Origin of the sequence: Pseudoalteromonas rubra, assembly GCF_001482385.1 — a bacterium.
Taxonomy (GTDB): domain Bacteria; phylum Pseudomonadota; class Gammaproteobacteria; order Enterobacterales; family Alteromonadaceae; genus Pseudoalteromonas; species Pseudoalteromonas ardens.
Genome location: NZ_CP013611.1, coordinates 2748971 through 2772145, shown reverse-complemented (window position 1 = coordinate 2772145; position 23175 = coordinate 2748971). Strand labels below are relative to the sequence as shown.

8 protein-coding genes are annotated in these 23175 nt (G+C 49.7%); 7 read left to right on the top strand and 1 reads right to left on the bottom strand.

Going from position 1 to position 23175, the window contains the following annotated elements:
- Nucleotides 1-348: 348 nt before the first annotated feature.
- Together AT705_RS12035 and AT705_RS12030 are read left to right on the top strand one after the other, a co-directional pair.
- Nucleotides 349-543 carry a hypothetical protein gene (locus tag AT705_RS12035; RefSeq protein WP_058796780.1) on the top strand — a complete coding sequence of 65 codons (195 nt, stop codon included), beginning with the start codon at nt 349-351 and terminating at the stop codon, nt 541-543.
- Between the two features lie 72 nt (nt 544-615).
- Entirely contained in the window at nt 616-807 is a 192-nt protein-coding gene (locus tag AT705_RS12030) for a hypothetical protein (RefSeq protein WP_058796779.1), read from the top strand.
- A gap of 144 nt (nt 808-951) precedes the next feature.
- On the opposite strand, the gene AT705_RS12025 is transcribed toward AT705_RS12030, so the two are convergent.
- A complete protein-coding gene (locus AT705_RS12025) occupies nt 952-3093 on the bottom strand; it encodes a winged helix-turn-helix domain-containing protein (protein WP_058796778.1) in 2142 nt (713 codons plus the stop codon).
- A 169-nt stretch (nt 3094-3262) separates the two neighbouring features.
- Between AT705_RS12025 and AT705_RS12020 the strand changes: the two genes are divergently transcribed.
- From AT705_RS12020 to AT705_RS12000, 5 genes are read left to right on the top strand one after another with little or no spacing between them, the layout of a single operon-like run.
- Nucleotides 3263-5686: a penicillin acylase family protein gene (locus AT705_RS12020; protein ID WP_058796777.1), complete on the top strand. Its 2424-nt coding sequence runs from the start codon at nt 3263-3265 to the stop codon at nt 5684-5686.
- 3 nt (nt 5687-5689) lie between these two features.
- Nucleotides 5690-11461, top strand: a complete 5772-nt coding sequence (locus tag AT705_RS12015; protein WP_058796776.1) for a non-ribosomal peptide synthetase — start codon at nt 5690-5692, stop codon at nt 11459-11461.
- Nucleotides 11462-11463: 2 nt separating this feature from the next.
- Nucleotides 11464-14841: a non-ribosomal peptide synthetase gene (locus AT705_RS12010; RefSeq protein ID WP_058796775.1), complete on the top strand. Its 3378-nt coding sequence runs from the start codon at nt 11464-11466 to the stop codon at nt 14839-14841.
- Nucleotides 14838-22127, top strand: a complete 7290-nt coding sequence (locus AT705_RS12005) for a non-ribosomal peptide synthetase (protein WP_058796774.1) — start codon at nt 14838-14840, stop codon at nt 22125-22127. Before AT705_RS12010 ends, AT705_RS12005 begins: the two co-directional genes overlap by 4 nt.
- 20 nt (nt 22128-22147) lie before the next feature.
- Complete coding sequence (locus AT705_RS12000) at nt 22148-23161, top strand: TauD/TfdA family dioxygenase (protein WP_082668980.1); 1014 nt, start codon at nt 22148-22150, stop codon at nt 23159-23161.
- Nucleotides 23162-23175: the final 14 nt, after the last annotated feature.

Genomic DNA, 23175 nt, shown 5'->3' with positions numbered 1-23175 from the left:
TAAATGAAACAATTGGGCTTAAAGTAGATTTCATCAACTCGGGGCACATCGATACACATCGAAAGCGCACCTTAAAAAATAAAAATTTAATAATAAGGATTCTAAAATGCTATCTACTTTAAAAACACTAACACTGGCTACTCTACTTACCCTTACTGCTGCTTCAGTAAACGCTGCTGAACAAAATACAAACAATACACAGCAGACTTCAGTTTCTGAAAGTGTTGATGTTTTCCCTACATGTGCGAGCTTTCCACAATGTTGGCCAACGCACACAGGTGAATAATAAAACATCAATAAGAAAAAACACTGCATCAGATCAAAACACAGTAAATCAGGGGGCTAATTATGAAAACAACAATTAAATCAACGGTATTAATGGCATCAACAATTGCAGCAGCCTTATTGGCCATCAGCCATACGGCAAACGCAGCAGAGACACACGATGGTCAGGTCTATTCACAGCTCAGTGATATTGTTATTGTCCCTGGTTGTGCGAGCTTTCCGCACTGCTGGCCAGAAGTAGAAACCAGTGGCGACTGATAGTTAGGTAGTTCAAAACAACTTATAAGACAGAAATAATAAACAATAAACAGAAATAACAAAGGATATAGCATGTTCTCTACAAAAACCTTAGCAGCGATTAAAGCCCTTTTGTTTACCGTCACTTTGTCTATCACCGGGACACCGGCTCAGGCCTCGGAAGCCCCCAATTCAGACAGCGCTGATGCTATACCTATTGAATTTCTGATTACCCCGAGCTGTGAGAGTTTCCCCCACTGCTGGCCATGGAAAGACCCGAAATAGTCCAAGTGAACATTTTATCACAGTGGGTTAAAAGCGCTCTGTACGGTAACCTAAGAGCGCGAATACCGATTGTCGATACAACTGTTTTTTTCTAGTGCGATGTCTTCAGCAACATGACTCCGTGACGCTGAAGACATTTTTCCTCTAAAAGTACACATTATATAGATCTGAGCTCGGTGCCGCCCTTTGCAGAAGTAAGAGCTTCTCTTCGTTTGGGTGAATTTGGAATTTTGCATAGAATGCATGTTTCAGTAGCAAGGTACGCTCAGATTCTCCCGTGTTCAGATCCGTACGGACCAGATCGAATTGATACCCGTCAGACACAGAGTAATAGACGTATTGATCGGTTAGGTGCCAGGATGTATTGGAGGCAGGTTTGATATTGGCTATCAAGGTGCCTTGTTGCGGGCTGGCAAGTGGGGCTTTGAGCAGCTGGCCATCAGCTTGATGGTAAAATAGATATTGGCCCTTGGTGCCTTCGCGTGCACTTAATACATCAGGTACTATCTGCTCAGATTTACCATCATCAACATTGTGGCGCACCAGCCAGAATTGGTTCCCTTCCTTTCGCGAGAAGTAAATAGAACGACCATCATTACTCCAACTGGGGTTTTGAATGTTTTCCAGTTGCGTAGTGAGATAGCGGATCTGTTTGGTATTAATATCCAGGACAAAAAGTTGGTGATCCAAAATGCCCAGTACAGAACGACTCGCGTGATGATAATCCAGATTACTGATACTGTGATGTTCTGTAAATTCGGTTAATAAATCCATCTCGCCCGTTGTCGAGTAAGTGACGATCTGCGGTATGTTGTCAAATTCATATCGAAAGATTATTTTGTCAGAATCAGCCAGGTAATCAGGGTGACCTTCTTTACCAGAGAGAGAAAACTCAAACAGGTTGTAGATATTTTCCTGCAAAAATGGATTTTTGATTTCTGCAATGTCCCGCACGTTCTTATCTTCTTTACCCACCAGCAGGCAATTGTCGCCGCATGTACTGTAAATTGAAGATAATCCAAAGGCGGTTTGAACATGGGCGTTCAGTTCATTTGTTCGGGTATCAAAGAAATGGATTTCATTACTATTGGCCAGATAAACCCCTGAGCTGTCGTCATCCCATACAATGTTAGGTGGAATAAAATCTAACACAGTATTGCTTTGCACTTTTCCGGAAGCGAGCTCTAAGATAATTAAATGCGTGCGTTGGTAGTTTGAATATCTCAGCACGCCCAGATGCAGCCCATCTGGTGACAGGGCGGAAAAATAATCGCCATGCGGGTTAAAATCAGGGTAAGTGACTTGAGTTAAGCGCTTGCTGTCGATATCAATTTTGAAAATAGTGTTGGGATAGTCCGGTTCTTTTTTCAAAGAAAAATACAGCGCCCTGTAATCTGGCGACCAGGATAAATTGGGCTGTAAAGTATCATAACGATAAATGACCTCTTCATTAGACACATCCATGGTGTCGTTGAGTGTCAGTATGACTAATTCGGCCTGACTGCCTTTTTGTCTCTGCAGCGCGATTTGCTTACCCGTTTTGGAGAACTTGGCAGAATAATAGTTGGCATCTCCCGCGCTGAGCCTTTTTGTTACATTGGTAGAAAGCGATTTGATATATAAACCAAAAAAACCTGACACATCTTTGCGGTGAGAATAGATCACCATATCGGTTTCCTTGTGATAATCCGCCCATCCTTCCTCACCGGACATGCTGGTGACCGTTTTTACCTGTTTTACGGCCACCTGGCTCGGCAACGCATAATAGGCATACCCTGCGACACAAGAAAAAGCAATTATAAGTATAAAATACAGTGCCTTAGCTTTTGTTTTTGATTTCTTATGTATATATTCATAGTCTGAGGTCTGAGAAAGCTCAGTGGTGTGATCAGGTCCGTTACCTTGTGTGACTGCTTCAATACTGACCTCAGCAATGAGTAAGTAACCTTTACTGGGTACCGTTTTGATGTAGGTGGGTGATTTGACGTCATCGCCGAGCGCATCCCTGAGCTTTTTAACCACTCTGCGGATGGCATTATCAGACACAACGCGGCCGTCCCAGACATGATCCAGCAGCTCTTTTTGGCTAACATAGTCACCCCTGCGCTTAACCAGGTAGCACAGGAGCTCCATTGTCAAAGGTTCTAGCTTGATTACATGGTTTTCCTGCTCTTCAGCAATCTCCGTGTTGTAAAGACGGGTCTTCTTAAAGTCGATCTGAAATTGACCTACAGTGACCTGATTGTCTTCGAGCCATATTTCCCTGTTAACACTGTTACCGTTCATGATCGTATTGGGTTTTTGTTATTGTGTTTTTTTGTTACCAGCCAATGTAACACAATATAATGGGAAGTGTTTTGTCTTTCTGAGCTGATTATCCAATTATCTTCACCAGTTTAGTTTTGTTCACCGTGTGTCGTGCACAAGGAACAGGAACCGGAATTGGAATTTGAAGATGAGCACAAAGAGAAAATACAGCAAAGTTAAAAAGGCACTATTACTTAGTGGCTTATCAACCATGGTAGTCGCTAGCTGCACAAGCTATTGGTTGTGGGCACGACTAAACTCTGCATTGCCTTTATTAAATGGTGAGGTGACGATCCCTCATGTTGAACATGAAGTGGTGATCGACAGAGACCGCAATGGTTTGCCTTCTATTGTTGCCCACACAAGAACAGATGCTGCTCGGGCCATGGGCTTTCTTCATGCTCAGGAACGCTTCTTCCAGATGGATTTTCTGCGCCGTAAAGCTGCCGGTGAATTGAGCGCCCTGTTTGGCGAGTCTTTTATCAATGCTGATAAGGAAGCCAGGCTTCATCAGTTCAAGCACAGTGCACATCAGGCCTACAACAATCTCGACAAACAGCATAAGGCAGTATTAGACGCGTATGTCGAAGGGGTTAATAGCGGGCTGGATAAGCTAAAGAGCGCACCATTTGAATATGCCGTGCTCAAGGCGACGCCTGCAACCTGGCTGCCTGAAGATTCGTTCCTGGTCTCCTTTGCCATGTTTATGGAAATGCAGGGACGTGATTACCACAATGCGCTCTATCTAAACAAATTGCAGCAAACGCTACCCCAGGCGCTGGTCGACTTTCTGGTGCCATTAGGCACAAGCTGGGATAAACCACTGGATGCACAGCAAATAGCAACAGCTCCGATGCCAGATGCTGATGTTTACTCTCTGGCCGAATCTGAAGAGAGTGGGCAGCACACCCTGGCGCTGACAGAGCATCAGCAATCACTGTATGCATTGACACTGAAAGACACACCGTCTGTGGCTGGTAGTAATAACTGGGCTGTGTCTGGTGACAATACGCTGTCCGGTAAAGCCCTCGTTGCCAATGATATGCACTTGAATTTAACGGTACCGAACATCTGGTATCGGGTTGAGTACTCCTGGCAAGAGGCAGCTAAAGAACACCAGCTGTCGGGCATTTCTTTACCTGGTTTACCGCTCATGATAGCGGGCAGCAACCAGCATATTGCCTGGGGTTTTACTAACTCAATGGGAGATTGGTCTGATTTACTGCGGATCCCAGCTGAGAAGAGCGAGGCGTTGGTGACGCCTGTGACGCAGACCATTGATGTAAAAGACGCGACACCGATTGAATTTGTCGTTGATATGACGCCATACGGCCCGGTTGTTGAGCGCGAAGAAAATGGTGACTTGCTGGTGTTACGTTGGGTCGCCCACTCCCCGACGGCAGTCAATCTGGGGCTCTTTGATGTTGAGCTGGCGACGAGTGTCGATGCTTCCCTTCCTTTATTCAATGATGCACATATGACACACCTCAATGTGGTTGTGGGTGACGAACAGGGCAATATTGGCTGGACCATGTTAGGGGCTTTACCTGAACGAGCGCATTCAGTGTGGGCACCGGTTGCCTATGACAACGATAAGTACGTCTGGTCCGGGTTTTTGGATTCAGCACACTACCCTAAGCGTATGAACCCGGAATCAGGGTTTTTGTTTACGGCCAATGCCAGGGTTGTATCCGGGGATGAACTCGATGTGATTGGTCGTGAGAACTATGCACTGGGTGCCAGGGCAAATCAGATCCACGATGGTTTGAGAGTCATGCATGAACCGAGTGAAGCGCAGATGCTACGCACTCAGTTAGATAGTCGCGCGATATTTCTACAGCGCTGGCAGTACTTACTGCTTTCTATACTCGATGAGGAGTTCCTGGCTGAGCACCCTGAGCTGACCGAGTACCGCGAAATTGTCAATAACTGGAATGGCAAAGCGACCAAAGAATCAACGGGTTATTTGTTGGTCAGAGCATTCAGAACGCAAGTTGCCCGGCGTGTGTTTGGTGGCATTTTGAATGATGTGCATGAGCGAAACCCAGATTCTAATGTCTTTGACTACTTCAGTTTAACCAGTCAGTGGGAAGGTCCACTTTGGCAGCTGGTGAATGAGCAGCCAGCACACTTACTGAATACCCGTTATGACTCCTGGCAGGGGCTATATGCTGATGCGTTGTCGTTCCTGAATAACCACTTTAATAACACCCACGGCACCATCGCCAATGCCAAGTGGGGTGACTACAACAAAGTGGCCATTTCTCATCCTGTGGCAGGGGCACTGCCACTGATCGGGAAGTTCTTCAATATCCCTGAATATGGTGCGGACGGTGACATCAATATGCCTCTGGTACAGGAGCAGAACTTTGGTGCATCCATGCGCATGGGTGTGACACCCGGCGAAGAGCAGAGTGGATTTTTCCACATGCCCGTAGGTCAGGCATCTAATCCGATGTCGCCCTATTGGCTGGCTGGGCACAAAGATTGGCAAGAGGGCGTGTTCTCGTCATTCCTGCCACAGGAAACCGAGTACTCGCTCAAGCTGATCCCTGCTGAGCATAAGGAATAAGCCATGAACAACAATAATAAACTCACAGAGGATAAGGGTATGATGCTGACATCTGCACAACTCGATATTTATCTGGACCAAAAGCGCTACCCAAGTTCTCCAAACTACAACATCGGTGGAGTGATCAGAATCACAGAGACGATTTGTGAATCGTCATTCCAACAGGCGATGGCGCAGCTGGTGGCTGAGAATGACGTGTTTCATCTTTACTTCAGTGAAGTAGCGGGAGAGCCCAAACAGTGTCGTGCAGAGACGTCATGTAAATTTGAATTCCTCGATTTCAGCACCTTTACTCAGGCGTCGGAGCAGGCGAAACACTTTGTCAATCAGCAGTTGCTGACGCCATTTGATTTATCAGAGCCCGGCTTATATCGCGCATTTTTACTGAAGCTGGCGGATGAAGAGTATTGGTATGTACCAGTCGCACATCACCTGATCACTGACGGCTTTGGCTACAGTAACTGGTTCGACACGTTATTCAGGTACTACCTCGCTATTGCGCAGGGCAATGGAGACACATTATCGATCCCGCTTACCCAATATGACCAGGTTATTGAGTACATGAATGAACAGCTCGATACCAGTGAACAAACCACGCAATACTGGCAGCAAAAGTTCAGTCGTCAGCTTCCTGACAGAATGTTTGTGCCTAAGCAGCTGAATAACCCGAACAAGCATGACAGCTTTTTGAGTCAGCATGCGATTGCACAGTCTGACTATGCCGGGCTTTGTGCGCTGGCAAAGAGCATGGGCGTGCGTGTGCACCACCTGTTTATGTCTGCAATCGCCTGCTATCTGAACCTGCAGTATCAGACCTCCGACATAGTTTTGGCGTTGCCATTTCACAACCGCGATAAGGTAACGGCGCGAGCCATTGGTGGCATTGTGTCTGTTCTGCCAATGCGCTTTAGCATTGATCAGCAGTGGAGCATGGTTGATTTGGCCGCCGAGATCCGTACACAGATGCGGGATGTGTCCAAGTTTAAGAAATATCCGGTCGGGAAGATCGTTGAGCATGCGCGTCAGCTGAAGCCCGATCTTGAACGCCTGTTTGATGTGCAGTTCAACTATCAGAAATTGGATTACAAGTATGCGGATGGACGCATAAATGCGGAGTCTGAGTTTATTCCACCAGGAACAGAAACCACGCCACTGTTGTTTAACTTGTGTGAGTATGGTGATCATCAGGACGTCATTTTACAGGTTGAGGCGAACCGCGCTTTCTTTGATGAATCTGATGTTGCCCGGTTGTTCGAGCGCCTGTTCACCATCATGGATGGCATGCGTCATAACCCACAACAGCGGATCGCCGATTTTAACTTTTTTAATGAACAAGATTACCGGGTATATCAAACGCTCAACAGCCACACCGAGTCAAGCGACGTAACGAGTATTGTGCAGCGTTTCAATCACCATGTCGCACAGCACCCTGACCATGTCGCACTGGAAGTAGGTGAGTCAGCACTGACCTATCGAGCGTTAAGTAACAGAGCTGCACAGGTTACTGAGGTATTCCAGTCACACGGGATCAAGCGTGGTGATAGACTTGGACTATGTCTGGATCGTAATGAGGATATGGTTGCCACATTACTGGCCTGCCTGTCTTTGGGGGTGACCTATGTTCCCCTTGACCCGGCCTATCCGCTGGAGCGTCTGACCTTTATGTTTACGGACAGTCAGGCAGTGATGCTGGTGACAGATTCCCGGCTTGCCACGCAAGTGCCAATAGGCGCACAGCGCACCTTGCTCATTGATAAGCTACTTTCAGGCGCTGGCGCACCTGCTGAGCGGGCGTTGACCGTGCAGGCAGAGCGTGAGACGCTGGAAGCTTACATTCTGTACACCTCCGGGTCGACCGGGCGTCCCAAAGGCACTCTGATAGCACAGCACAGCCTGGACAATTTGATCTGTGGCACTGCCCGACGCCTGGGACTGGATGCATCTTGTCACTGTCTTGCCACGACGACCATTGGATTTGATATTTCGACGCTGGAAATCTATGGCCCTCTGGCTGTGGGCGGCAAAATAACTCTGGTCAGCCATCAGATAGGTAAAGATGCCCTGAAGCTGGCGCCATACGCCGATGCGCGTGATTACACCTTATTCCAGTGCACTCCGACAATGTGGCAGGCGCTGGTAGAAGCGGGCTGGCAGGGCAATCAGAGCGCCACCTTAGTAACGGTCGGAGAGCCACTCTATCCTGCGCTGGCTGATCAGATGCTGGCCCGCTCTCAGCGTGTCATAAATGCCTACGGGCCGACTGAAGCGACCGTGTATTCACTGGTTGATGAAGTACGTCGGGATGAGGATGGCACACCCAGCTGCCGTCTGGCCCGCTCGCTACCAAACTATCGCCATTTCGTCGTGGATAGTCGAGATCAACTTGCCCCCGTTGGCGTCAGTGGCGAGCTTTGTATCGCAGGCGACGGGCTGGCACTGGAGTATATCGGCAGACCCGATGTCACTGAGGCACAATTTGTGCACTTACCGGCGGTGGCGAGCGAACGTCTGTATCGGACGGGCGATTTGGTGACCCTTAATAGTGAGGGAGAAATCGAATACCTGGGACGTATAGATCACCAGGTCAAAATCCGCGGTTATCGGATTGAACTGGGCGAAATAGAAGAGAAACTGGCACAACTGAATGGCGTTAAGCTGGCTGTGGTGACCACGATAGGTGAGCGAGGCAGTGATGTGAAGCTGGCTGCGTATGTCATCATGGAACCCGGCCTCAGTTTTGACGTTGAGACTGCCCGCACTGAGCTGGTGACAGAATTACCGAACTTTATGTTGCCGCACTTTTATACGGAAATGGATGCATTTCCATTGACCTCCAGCGGTAAAGTGGATCGCAAGGCATTGCCAGAGCCCAGTCATCGCGAAGTGGAGTTTGTCGCCGCGGCAACGGACACTGAAGCACAGCTTTGCACTATCTGGCAGTCGTTATTTGAGCGTGATGCGCTCAGTGTCACCCACAACTTCTTTGAGCTCGGCGGCCATTCGCTGCTGGCAATGAAAATGTTTGGCCAGATACGTCAAAGTATGCAGGTCGATTTACCACTGGCCAGTATTTTTGAACAGCCTACCATTCGTCAGCTGGCAGACAAAATTGAGGTGATGCGTACGGAGCAGTCGCAGCAAAGTCGCGTACGACCACTGGTTAAGTCGGACCTTGAAAGTGGCCATCCACTGTCGCGTTCTCAGCTGTCTATGTGGCTGATTGATAAGCTCAGCTACGGTACTGCGCAATACAATATGCCTGGTGTGTTTTCTATCACGGGTGCTTTGCAGGTCTCTGCACTACAAACCGCACTAGCGCAATTGGTCAAGCGCCATGAGGTTTTACGCACGGTTCTGATTGATGATGCGGTGACGGCCAAACAGTACGTGCTGGAGGACTACAGCTTTGATGTGCCGGTCATTGATGTATCGGGCAAGCAAGATGTCATGTCCTGTGTTGAGCACTTTGTTGAAGCGGAAGCCAACATGCCATTTCAGCTTGATGTGGGCCTGAAAATACGTGCCAAGATCGTTAAAACTGCGCCTGAACATCATTTTCTGCTGCTGACATTGCACCATATCGCGGCTGATGGCTGGTCAATTAATATTCTGACTGAAGAGCTGGAAGCCCTGTACCGTGGGGTGTTGAGAAACGAAGCCGCTGAGCTGCCGACACTGGATATTCAGTACAAGGACTATGCGCACTGGCAGCACCAGAATATTCAGGATGGATCACTGGATGGGCAGCTGGAACACTGGTTGTCATTCCTTGCGGAGCACCCTCAGGTACACGGTTTGCCCCTGGACTTTCCGCGCCCGGTCCAGCCCTCATTTGAAGGCCGCAGCTATAAACTGAATATTGACAGCCAGTTACGCTCACAATTGCAGACGTTCTGTCAGCGCAAAGATATGACGCCCTTTATGGTTTTGCAACTGGTGTATGCCCTGTTGGTTGCGGAGCAAAGCGGCGAAACAGACATTCTGATAGGGACACCCGTAGCGGGCAGAAACCACCCCGATATTGAGGGGCTGATAGGGTGTTTCACCAACTCCCTGGTACTGCGTAATCAGATTGATCTGAATCGCCCACTGGATGCACTGCTGACAGACTCCAAGCAGGCTGTGATGTCCGCATTTGACAACCAGGATGTGCCATTTGAGCTGCTGGTAGAGCGCCTGAATCCGGAGCGCAATTCAAGCTACAACCCGATCTTTCAACTGTGGTTTGTGTACCACAGCCAACAGTTTAACCCATTGAAGCTTGATAGTTTGCAAGTTGACCTGGTGGAGCCTCACAGTCCGAGTGTGAAGTTTGATTTATCTTTGTCGGTCTATGAGCAGGACACCAGCCTGACGTTGGATTGGGAGTATCGTCCAGAGCTGTTCAAGGCCGATACGATTGCTCAGTACGCTGTGCGCTTTAAAGGCATTTTACAATGGTTGCTGAACGAATCTGACACGGCCCACCCTCCGGTGCGTACCGCCAAACCAGACATCGATCTGCCCGCTGTGGAGCAGGGGGTTTTTGCCGCGCGAGTCGCTGCAAATGGTGCCGCGTTCCCACAGGCAACCGTCGTTGTTGACGAGGGGCAGGTACTCTCGCAGCAGGCGATATTCGCCAAAGTCCGACGAATGAGAGCGTATCTGAATACCCAAGGGGTCAAATCCGGACAGGCGGTCGGTGTGTGTCTGGATCACGGTTTAGCACTGCTCGTCACACAAATGGCTTGCTTGTTCAGTGGGATTACTTTTGTGGGGCTGGACCCGGACAGCGATATGCAAACAACGGATGAGGTGATCGCACGCTTTAATCTCGATTTTGCGATTACACAACGCCATTTGGGCTCCTTTTTGGCGGATACCTCAGTGCAAGTAATAGACACCAGCGAGGCTTTGGCTTTCAAAGCACCTGCAAGAGATTGTGAGCCTGAAACCCGATTACATACGCAACCCGTTTGTATTTTGAACCCGGCATCGGACAACGAAGTGGTTCTGACCCAGCAGGACTTACTGCTGCTGTCCGACAAGCTGGCTGCCGAACTCGGGCCACACCAGGGCTGGGTGAACAAATTTATCTGGAATGCGTCGGTATCGTTTGATTGCTCTTTGATGGGCCTGTGTCTGATGAGCCTTGGGTTCGAGTTACACGTCGTCGATACGAAAACGCGTTATTCAATTACACAACTGAATGAATACCTGACGTCGCAGCGAGTCAATCTCATTGAGCTTACGCCAGGGTATTTAAATCTTATGCACAGCCAAACCGGACTGACGTTTAGTCACAGGACAGATCTCCTCATCAATGGCACTGAGGTAAACGCGCGTTTGACTGACATTTTAGCCCAATATCAAGCGACATCCGACGCAAAGGTGATAGCAGTAAACACACTGTTTGAGGAATTCCGCTTGGTCAAACTTAACCAGTCATCGGCTAAAGCACAGCAAGTCGGCAGCGTGGGCCTGACCCAAACATGGGGTGCCCAGTTGCGTGGTCGCATTATGGAGGTGTTACACGACATCTATGCGGCTGTGCTGAAGAAAGACCGAGTCAATGTTGATACTGGTTTTTATGAATTAGGGGGTAATCCATTACAGGTAAAGGGTTTATGTTCATCTTGTGAGCAACATTTTAAAGCGGGACTGAGTGTATCTGCACTCGCTAATGGTCCCTCTGTCAGCCAGCTGGCAGAACTGATTTCAACCATTTTTATAAATCAAAGTGTAGCCGGTACAACCATCACAGCTACTACTTCAGCGCAAACATTAAGGAAATAACAATGAACACACAAACAATAATAAATCAATGTCTTGAGCAAGGAGTTCGCCTCTCTGTTGAGAATGGCAACTTGCAAATCGACGCACCCAAAGGCGGGCTGAGCAATGAAATGATTGCCATTTTGCGAGAGAACAAAGCACAGCTGATTGAGTTCATCAATCAATTCTCTGCACAGAAAGAAGCTGTTGAAAAACAGAAGCTTAAGCCAGCGAAGATCGATGGTCCAATTCCATTGTCATTTGCTCAGCAGCGTTTGTGGATCATCGACCGCATTGAACAAGGTACGGCACAATACAACATGTCGGCGGCATTTAAACTGGAGGGTGTTCTCAACCAGGACGCGTTCATCACAACCATTGATGCGGTTGTTGCACGTCATGAAATCCTGCGCACCGTGTATAAAGAAACCAACGATAAATGTGAGCAGGTGATCCGTGAAGAGGTTGCCAGTGCCGTGAGTATCATCGATTTTACGCACCTTCAAGGTAATGATTTGTATGATGAAATTCGTACCCTTGCCGAGCAGGATGCACTTAAGCCGTTCGACCTGCAAAACGATACCATGCTGCGCGTGCAGTTAATTAAGGCCTCTGATTCAGAGCATTATGTTTTGTTCAATATGCATCATATCGCTTCTGATGGCTGGTCCATTGGCGTCCTGGTTAAAGAGTTCTTAGAAATTTACACGGCTTACAGTCAGGGTAAACCTAACCCGCTGGCAGAGCTGGAAGTACAATACAAAGATTATGCGCACTGGCAGCGCGAGTGGTTACAAGGTGACGTGCTGGAGAGCGAAATTGGTTACTGGCGCGATCAGCTTCAGGACTTACCTGCCACGCACAGTTTACCACTGGACCGCGCTCGTCCGGCACAACAGGGTTTCCTGGGGAATTCTATTCGTCGTGAGTTGACGCAAACGCTGACAGATAAGCTGGATGCCTATTGCCGTGAACAAGGGGTAACCCAGTTTATGGCACTACAGACGATTTATGCACTGCTAGTTGGGCAGTGGAGTGCGGAAGAAGATGTGGTGATGGGAACGCCTGTTGCAGGACGAGTGCACCAGAACGTTGAGCCTTTGATTGGCTTTTTCCTTAATAACCTGGTTCTGCGTACAGATTTATCTGGCGACCCAAGCTTCAACGAGCTGATCCGCAGCAACAAAACGACGCTACTTGAAGCCTTTGAGCACCAGCACTTGCCGTTTGACGCATTAGTAGAAGATCTCAACCCAGAGCGTAGCAGCAGCCATCAGCCGATGTTCCAGTTGTGGTTTGTGCTACAAAACCACGAAAGCGGCACGTTCCAGTTGCCAGGTTTGGAGATGTCTAATCCGGAAGAGATCTTAGCGGGTATCGATGTCGTGAATTTCGACATTTCGCTGAGTGCCATGGTGGAAGAAGGTCAGCTGGTATTTGTCTGGCAGTACAAAACAGACTTATTTGATACCAATACCATTGAAAGCTTTGCTGAATCATTCGAAGCATTACTGGAAAATGCCATTACCCATGGCGAAGAAAAAGTCTCTAAGATTTCCGGTGTGAAAGAAGGCGCTGTACAGCCCTGGAAGACCAATCACGAACACTCTTTTGAAAATACTCAGAGCCTGATCAAGTCAGTATTTGAATTTGCCCAGTCTAACCCGAATGCGATTGCACTGCGTGTTGAAGATGACGCAATCAGCTACGGCGAGCTGGCAGCTAAGGTCAGTGCGTTTTCACAGCAGTTGACGGCTGCGGGCGTGGCAAAAGAATCGCCGGTCGGTATTTGTGTTGACCGTAGTATTGAGCAGCTGGTTGCTCAGCTGGCCATTATGCATGCAGGCGGCGCCTATGTGCCGTTAGATGCGGGAGCACCAAAAGATCGTATTGAGTACATTAGCGCAGATACCGGACTCAACATTGTTGTGGCACAGCCTCAGTACACCGATAAGTTCGCTGATATCGATTGTCAGACTGTTGCGATTGACCACACTCAGATAGCGGGCGACGGGGAAGTGAACGCTGATGCCATCGAGCTCGATGCCGAGCAACTGGCGTATATCCTTTACACATCAGGCTCAACAGGCAAGCCTAAAGGGGTTGCGGTACAGCATGGCAATCTGGTCAACCTCGCAAACAGCATGCAATTGCTACTGGCTGAGCGTGGTGTGTCAGGTCAGTATCGCTGGGCCTGGAATGCTCCGATGATCTTTGATGCATCAGTACAGGCACTGACTCAGCTGGCATTCGGTGTGGAGCTGAACTTGCTGAAAGACGAGCTGCGTAAAGACCCCAGCCAGTTGTTGAGCTACCTAACCGAGAACAAGATTGATGTGTTGGATACCACCCCAGCACTGGTAGACCTGGTGCTGCGTGAAGCGGACGAGAAAGGTCTGGCGCTGCCAAATCTGTTGATTGGTGGTGAAGCAATCAGCACTGAGTTATGGCAAAAAGTGGCGGCGCACAGTGAAGCACATCAGCGCTTTGCACTGAACGTATATGGCCCGACAGAATGTACTGTTAACGCGACCTTCTCTGACATTAAAGCAGACTCAGTGCCCAACATTGGTAACCCATTGCCTAACTGTCAGACCTTCATTCTTAACGATACCTTGACGCCATTGGCGCCGGGCGCGAAAGGTGAAATTTACATCGGCGGTGAGGGGGTTGCCCGTGGTTACTTCAATAACGACGCACTGACCCAAGAGCGCTTTATTGAGTCGGCTGAATTTGGTCGCATCTACAAAACCGGAGATTTGGGTCGCTGGCTGGCAGATGGCACAGTCGAATACCTTGGTCGTAGTGATTTCCAGGTCAAGCTGCGTGGCTACCGCATTGAGCTAAGCGAAATTGAATCTGTGCTGCTGGAAGATGATGGCGTAACAGATGCTGCAGTTCTAGTGAAAGACGAGCAGCTGGTGGCCTTCGTTGTTGGTGCGGATGTGGATCAGAACCGCCTGACACAGCTGATGGAAACCAAACTCCCTGCTTATATGGTGGCGGCTGTCATTATCGAAATGGAAGAAATGCCACTGACTAAAAATGGTAAACAAGACCGTAAGGCGTTGTTAAGCATTGAACTGGAAGAAGTGGTAGATGATTACATTGCCCCCAGAACCGATATGGAAGCGCGTTTGCAGGTTATCTGGCAGGAGCTGCTGGGTAAAGAGCAGATCAGCATGGATGACAACTTCTTCGCTATTGGTGGTCACTCACTGCTGGGTATCCGTGTAGCAAGTGCTTGTCGGGAGCAGCTTAGCATCGAGATCCCGCTTAAGGTACTGATGGAAAATCCAAGCATTGAAGCCTTGGCAGAGCAGTGTGAAATGTATGAGAAACAGAAACTGGTTATGTCTGGTGCAGCAGTGAGCGATGACGCTGAAAGGATGGTGATATGAGTGTAGAGCACATCATAGAACAGTGCTCTTCTTTAGGTATCGGGCTGTCTACGGACGGCCAGAACCTGAATATCACTGGCGAAAAAAGTAACCTGATCCCTGAACTCATAGCGATGCTAAAGGAGAATAAACCGGCTCTGATTGCCCATATACAGCAGTTTGCTGCGCTAGAAAGTGAACGGCAGCGTTATCATATCGCGCCAGTAGATAGAAATGGGCAACTGCCCGTTTCTTCTGCACAACGACGCATTTGGTTATCACAGCAGCTGTCAGATTCTGCTGCTGTGTACAATATGCCAAATAGCGTGCGTGTAGAGGGACAGTTTGACGAGCAACTCGCTCGTCAGGCTATCCAAATGATCATTGCTCGTCATGAAGTGTTGCGCACAGTGGTGCGTTATGAAGGCGAGCAATTAGTCCAGGTCATCCGTGAAGCGGGTGATGTCGACTTTGTCATTGAAGATTATAGTCATTTGAGCGCAGAGCAAAGTGAAGCACTGGCTCTGGAATATGTACATAAAGATGCCCAGAAACCTTTCGATCTGCAGCGAGATCTGATGTTTCGTGGTGGCTTTATCAGGCAGTCAGCTGAACATGGCACTCTATTTTTCAATGTCCATCATATCGCTGCTGATGGCTGGTCAATGGCGCTATTGCTTGACGACTTTAAGCACTTTTATAACGCGCTGTTTACCGGTCAGGCGCCAGATCTGCCGGCGGTACCTGTGCAGTATGCAGACTATGCAAACTGGCAGTATGAACTTCTGAACGGTGATCAGATCGCGGCATCTAAATCCTACTGGTTGACACAGTTGCAGGATTTACCAACAGTTCATGATATCGGGCTGGATTTCCCCAGGCCGGCATCGACGGGCGGGAAAAGTGACTTTTGCGCAGTTCAGCTCCCAGGTGCGCTGAGCGACCAATTAAAGGCACTGGCGATGAGTCAGAACACCTCTTTGTTTGTGCTATTCCACGCGGCGGTCTCTGTGCTGCTTAGCCGCTACGCTGGCAGCGATGACGTGGTCGTCGGCACACCTGTTGCAGGACGAAAACAAAAAGAACTAGAAAGAACGTTTGGCTGTTTTATTAACAACCTGGTTTTGCGTCTGCGCACGGATGCTCAGCAGTCATTTGCGGCGCTGTTAGGCAGCGCCAAGCAGGTAAACGAAGCGGCGCTGGAACATCAGGACATTCCGTTCGAGTACCTGGTGGAAGCATTACAACCTGAACGTAGCAACAGTTATCATCCGCTGTTTCAGATTGCGTTAGTTCAAAATAACCTGGATGTCACCGACGAAGCCGACATACCGATGGCCGGAGACGTGTCTCTGGAATCATTTGACGCGGCGGAACTGAGTGCAAAATACGATATTCAAATTAACCTGGTTGAAACCCTGGATGGTATTCGAGTTAGCTTTTCGTTCGACACTAACCTGTTCAAAGCCGAAACAATAACGAGAATGACTCGGCAGCTACAGGCCATTTGTCAGCAAATTGCTGATAACCCGGATCGGCCTGTAGGCGAATTGGTACTCAGTGACGAACAGGAAGTGGCTCAACTTAAAACCTGGGAACACCAGGTAGAATATCCATCCCGACAGTTGCCGATACACAGGTATGTAGAGCGTTGGGCTGCTGAAGCGCCAACCAGACAGGCGATCTGTGTGGCTGACACCAGCGTCAATTATGATGAACTGAATACCCGTGCCAACCAGTTAGCCGCTTACTTGCAAGCACAGGGCGTCGTGCCTGGGGATTACATCGGTGTGGCATTCGAACGCTCTGCTGAGCTGGTGATCGCCATGCTGGCCATCGTTAAGGCTGGTGCGGTGTATGTCCCGTTGGACCCGGGTTACCCGGCTGCCCGACTGCAATACATGGTTGAGGACACGAGACTTACACATGTTTTGACAAACACGGCACTAGCTTCATTGTTTGAAGCCTATGTGTCTGATGTCATAGCCATTGATGCAGACAATGTTGCCGATGCTATCCAGGCGCAGCATCGCGGTAACCTGAATGTGGATACCACGGCTCAGGACCTAGCGTATGTCATCTACACCTCAGGCTCAACAGGTCAGCCAAAAGGGGTGATGGTTGAGCATGCGGGTATCGAGCGCCTGGTTATCACACCTAATTATGTGTCACTGAGTCCATCTGACAATATCTTGTTCATTTCTAACACGGCATTTGATGCGGCGACCTTTGAGATTTGGGGGGCACTGGCAAATGGGGCTACTTTATACGGGCTGGACAAAGCATGCTTGTTGGATGCCAATCGGTTTGCCGAAGAAGTACGTCGACTGGAGATCAGCGTTGCCTTTGTTACGGTCGCCTTGTTTAACCAGATTGTCGCCATTAGGCCTGATGCCTTCGGCTCATTCTCTACCCTTATGGTTGGCGGTGATAAGCTCGACAAGCATAGTATTGATCAGGCACTGTCTCATGGTAAGCCTGTGCATTTGTACAATATTTATGGACCGACTGAAAACACCACATTCAGTACGTATTACGAGATCAATGCCATCGACGAAGGTGCCTATCCAATTGGTCAGGCTATTTCGGGGACGGGCTGCTACATTCTGGACCCCGAGCTAAAGCGCTGTGCCATCGGGGTTGTCGGAGAGCTGTATCTGAGCGGGACAGGGCTCGCGCGAGGTTATTTAAATAAACCAGATATGACGGCACAGCGGTTTATCGAGGCGAAGTCGATAACCAATGAGCGGCTTTATCGCACCGGTGATCTGGTTAAATGGGATGAGCATGGCAATGTGTGTTTTGTCGGCAGAGCCGATAGCCAGGTCAAGATCCGTGGGTTCAGGATTGAGATAGGGGAAATCGAGCATGCGCTGATGTGCCTGTCAGAAATCAAAGAAGCGGTTGTTCAGGTTGAAAACGAGGGTGGGCAAAAGTGCCTGATAGCCTACGTGACCTGTCATCAGGTGCAGAGTGTCGAGGCATTAAAGCAGGTCTTAAAGCCAAGCCTGCCATTGCACATGATACCCGCGCAGATTGTTCAGCTGGACACCATGCCATTCACTGCCAACGGCAAGATAGATCGTGCCCGGCTGGTTCGTCAGCTGACTACAGATACGGCGCAATTGACCCCACCAACCACGGCGTTGGCCAGATCTGTTGCAGAGATTTGGGCCGCTGGATTGCAACTTGAGCCGCAACTGGTAGGGATGCAGAGCAATTTCTTCGAGTTGGGTGGGCATTCATTGCTGGCGATGAACCTGATACACAAAATTCACCAAACCTTGCACTCAGAGGTGCCTGTACAGTGCCTATTCGAAACCCCTGTGCTGGCTGAATTCACTGAGTTAGTTGCACAGTATCAGCATACTGTCAGCGAGTTGAGTGTGACAAAAGCCCCTGTATCGCAGCATGGTTATCCCCTGTCAGCGGCTCAGCGCAGAATGTGGTTTATTGATCAGCTTGGGGGCGCGAGCACGCAATACAATCTGACTTACCAGTTTGAGGTGCAGGGCGAGTTTGACGTTGAAGCGGCCCAGCGGGCACTGCTCTTGATGTTAGACCGTCATGCAATACTGAGAACCACTTACCATGAAACTGAAGCGGGTGAAGTACAGGTGGTGCAGCCGCTTACAGAGTTTAAGCTGGTGCATTATCGCCCCACACCACAACAGTATACAGACGTACTGGCTCAGGCTGTGGCGCAAATTAATGCCGCCTTTGACCTGAAAAAAGCGCCATTGCTGCGAGCTGCCTACATTGAAGGGGAGCAGCATGAGGCGGGCACACTGCTATTGAGCTTGCATCATATCGCCACTGATGGTTGGTCAATGAACGTGTTTTTCACTGAGTTTGTCACCTGCTACCAGAGTGAGTTGGCAGATCAGTCGATGGCATTACCGGACAATCCGCTGGCTTATACAGATTATGCCGTTTGGCAGCAGAGTTATCTTTCAAGCGCTGCCTGTCAGACCTCGTTAGACTATTGGTGTGCGCAACTGCAGGATGCACCCGCACAGCATGGTATCGCTCTGGATTTCCCGCGGCCGCAGACCAAACAGCAGTGCGGTGCCGTGGTAACTCGCAGGCTACCTCAGGCACAAGCACAGGCGCTCACGCAGTTTATCGGTGAACATAATCTGACGCCGTTTATGCTGGCACATGCGGCTTTGGCGCTGGTGGTGACTCAGCATGGTCTTGATACCCAGTGCGTGATCGGTACCCCCGTAGCGGGCAGGCATGATCAGCAGTTGGCCAGCTTAGTTGGATTATTTGTCAATACCGTGGCCCTGACCACGCGAACAGATTTCGCCACGCTGGGCGAGTATCTTGCGCACATTCGAGAGATCAATGTTGCTGCGCAGTCACATAATCTGGTGCCATTCGACACCGTGGTGGATGCACTCAAGGTGACGCGCTCAGCCGCACTCTCTCCTGTGTTTCAGATCATGCTGACGACCGACAGTGAAGAGAACTTTAGGCTGGGTCAGGCGTCTGCGAGTGATTCGCTCAATGATGTTTCATTCCAAGCAGTATCTGGCAGCGCGGTAACGACCAAGTTTGATCTCGACATTCATTTTGACTTGTCAGCACAGCAGCTGACGATGCACTGGGTATATGACACCAGTTTATTCACGGCTGATACCATCGAGCGGGTTGCGCAGCAAGTTGAGCAGGTATTGTTACAGTGCGTGGAGCAGCAAGATATCTTATCGCTGCCTTTGCCTTCGCTCACTGTATGCAGTGAGACGCAAGTGGCGGCGCTGCTTGAACGTTTGCAGCCCGAGGCCCCGGTGTATTCAGTCGATGCAGCCAGCCTGGCAGAATGTTGGTCACACACCGTAGCGCAACGTACTAAAGAAGTTGCCCTGGTCTGGCACGACGAGACATGGACTTTTGATGCGCTGGCACAGCGTGTGACACAGTGTGCACAGGCTTTGGTGAGTCACTATGGCGTGGGCAGAGGTCAGGTTGTTGCGGTCCAAATGGACAAAAGTGATGACATGGTGGTTGCGTTACTTGCCATCTTACGGAGCGGCGCAGCTTATCTGCCGCTGGACCCCAATGCGCCGCAATCACGTGCCGAGTATGTGCTGGCGGATGCAAATGCATGCTTATTGATCACACAGCCGGGTTATCAGGCCTCGCACAGCGCTCAGACCTGCCCTGTGATCAGTCTTGAAACGCTGCAAGACGTGACGGTTAAGCACGATGTGGCACTGGATAAGGCATCTGCTCAAGACCTTGCCTATGTGATTTACACGTCGGGGACAACCGGACAACCAAAAGGGGTCATGGTGTCTCATCATAATGCGCTGGCATTGATGGCACAGATGCAGCAATGGTCCGTTTGTCAGGGCAACAAGAACTGGGGATGGAATGCAAACTACGTGTTTGATGCCTCACTGCAGGGTTTGCTGCAATTGATTGCTGGCATGACACTCACGCCCATCCCAGAAGCGCTGAAGCTGCAACCACAGCAGTTTGCTCAATACCTCAGTGCAACCTCTGTTTCGGTACTGGATTGTACACCGAGCCTGGTGGAAATGTGGCTGGATGAGGGTCTGGGGGCGCAGCTCCCCGATCTGATTATCGGTGGTGAAGCCATCTCTGAGTCCTTGTGGCAACGCTTAGTCGTCTGGCAACAAGATTTTGCACGCAGTGCTTTGAATGTGTACGGACCCACTGAGTGCACAGTCAATGCAACAGTTGCTCCCATCACGGGCGCCTGCCCGCACTTGGGGCTGCCATTGCCTTACAACCGGGTGTATGTACTGGATGCTTATTTGCGGCCCGTTGCTGAGGGCATGAGTGGTGAGCTGTATATCAGTGGCGATGGGGTCTCGAAGGGCTACCTGGGTAAGCCTGAACTGACTGCTCAGTGCTTTATCGACTCACCGTTTAGCGATGGTCAGCCGGGTCATCACCAGCTATACAAAACCGGCGATGTGGTGCGCTATGCGGATGGTTTGTTGCAGTATCTCGGTCGGACTGACAACCAGGTGAAACTCAACGGCTATCGTATTGAGCTGGCCGAGATCGAGCAGCAGTTGCTGGCGAACCCTGAGGTGATGCGCGCACATGTGATGATTGTTGCAGGACACAATCATACTCCGGCGTTGGTGGCGTATGTTCAGCCCCGTTCTGAGCAGTTTAAGCATGCGGAATTGAGCGAGGCGCTGCGCACTAAATTGCCTGGCTATATGGTGCCACAGCACGTGATCGCAGTCTCAGACTGGCCAGTCACGCGAAATGGCAAGCTCGATATCAAGGCACTGCCTCAGGTTGAGTCATCCTGTGCTGGTGAGCCGCTGAACACGGCCACAGAGTTGAAGCTGGCATCTGTCTGGCGCACCGTATTGAGACTACCGGAAGATAAGGCATTCTATAAAGACTCGAGCTTTTTCAGCGTGGGTGGCAACTCTTTGCAAGCGGTCGCACTGGTGCGGGCAATTAAAAAGGCCTTCAGCATACACATCAGCGCACTGGATGTGTTCCAGCAGCAAACCCTGGCAGCATTAGCCGCCCTGGTGGATGCCTCTGGTGGTCAGTGCGGTGACAAGATGGAACTGGTGTGTTTGCGCGAAGGTGATAGCCAGTTGTCTCCCATTGTCTTCATTCACCCTGTGGGCGGTCAGCTGACGTGTTATGCCGAGTTAGTGGCGCAGCTGCACACTGAGGCTCCGATTTACGGCTTGCAGTCCATCACTGAGCAGAGTGAGTCCATCGTTGCACTGGCCGCGCATTATTGGTCTGTGCTTCACCAGGGCCTGGGACAGCGAGCTTATCACCTGGTTGGCTGGTCAATGGGAGGCGTGATCGGACATGCCATGCAAAGCCTAGCCGAGGAACAGGTGCTAAGCCTGACGATGATTGATGCCTATGTCCCGGAACTACAAAACCTGGATCACACTGAGCTGGCGCGATTGGGTACTTTCGCTACGGAATTAGGCGTGTCACTGGAAGGCATTGCGATGGCTGATGTCCAGCCGCTAAGCAGTGAGCAACGTTTGGCACTATTGCATCAGTTATGTGTCGCACAACAGGTTGTGTCTGAAGACTTTTCGCTTGCGGACCTGCAAGTCCAGTGGCAGATCCTGAGCCATAACCAGGCGCTGTTCGCGGCCCATAGTTGTACACCGTCAGGTGGTCATGCACGACTCATTTATGCCAATGATTTCTCTGCCTCAGAGGGGTGGGAAACGCGTTTGGCACATTGCGAATTTCACCCCATTGCGGATACGGATCATCATGACATTATCCGCAGAAATGAACTTAAAACACTGATTAATAAGTATTTAAATTAAAAATAATTAAGGAAATTACCATGTTAAAAGATACAGTTATTTTCAACGAGCAGTACAATGGTCAAACAGCAACATCGGCACTGAAGGAAGGGTTTTTACCCGAAGGTCCTGATTTTCCTTTGGTTATTGAAGACACCTCTGGGGCACATAATGCTGCGCAGTGGGTTGCCGACAATGCTGCGCAAATTGATCAACAGCTCAAGCAATATGGTGCCATTTTGTTGCGTGGTTTTAACGTACAAAATGAAGACGACTTCCGTGAAGTCGCTAACGAGTTCATCCCAACATTGGCAAAATATATGGAAGGGGCGACACCGCGTACTAACCTGGGTAAAGGGGCGTATACGTCGACTGAATTCCCGAATGAGCTAAGCATCGCGCAGCACAATGAGCTGTCGTACATCAAACAGTGGCCGATGAAAATCGCATTTAGCTGCATGATCCCAGCTGAAGAGCGCGGTGCGACACCGATTGCTGATGTCAGGAAGGTGCATGATTTTATTGATGCCGACATCAAAGCTAAGTTTGAAGCGCATGGCTGGATGCTGGTTCGGAACTATGGCAATGGCCTGGGCCCAACCTGGCAAAAAGCATTCAATACCGATGATATAGAAGAAGTAAAGGCTTACTGTCAGCAGGCGGATGTTGAACTGGAGATTATTAGTGCCGACCAGATCCGTACGCGTCAGGTTCGTCCAGCAGTCCGTGAGCACATTCATACAGGTGAGAAAGTCTGGTTCAACCACGCTGCTTTCTGGCATCCGTCAAGCCTGTGCCCGGTGATCAGAAAAGAACTGGTTTCTCAGTTTGGCGAAGAAGCACTCACGTACAACACCATGTATGGCGACGGTTCAGTGATTCCTGATGATGTAATTGACCACATTAATGAAGCATATAAGAAGGCCACAGTGACATTCCTGTGGGAAAAAGGTGACGTGTTACTGATGGACAACATGCTGGTTTCGCATGGTCGTGATCCATTTAAAGGCGAGCGTCGGGTTGTAGTTTCAATGGGTGAGCCAGTGGAACTATAAGTGAGTCATGAGGC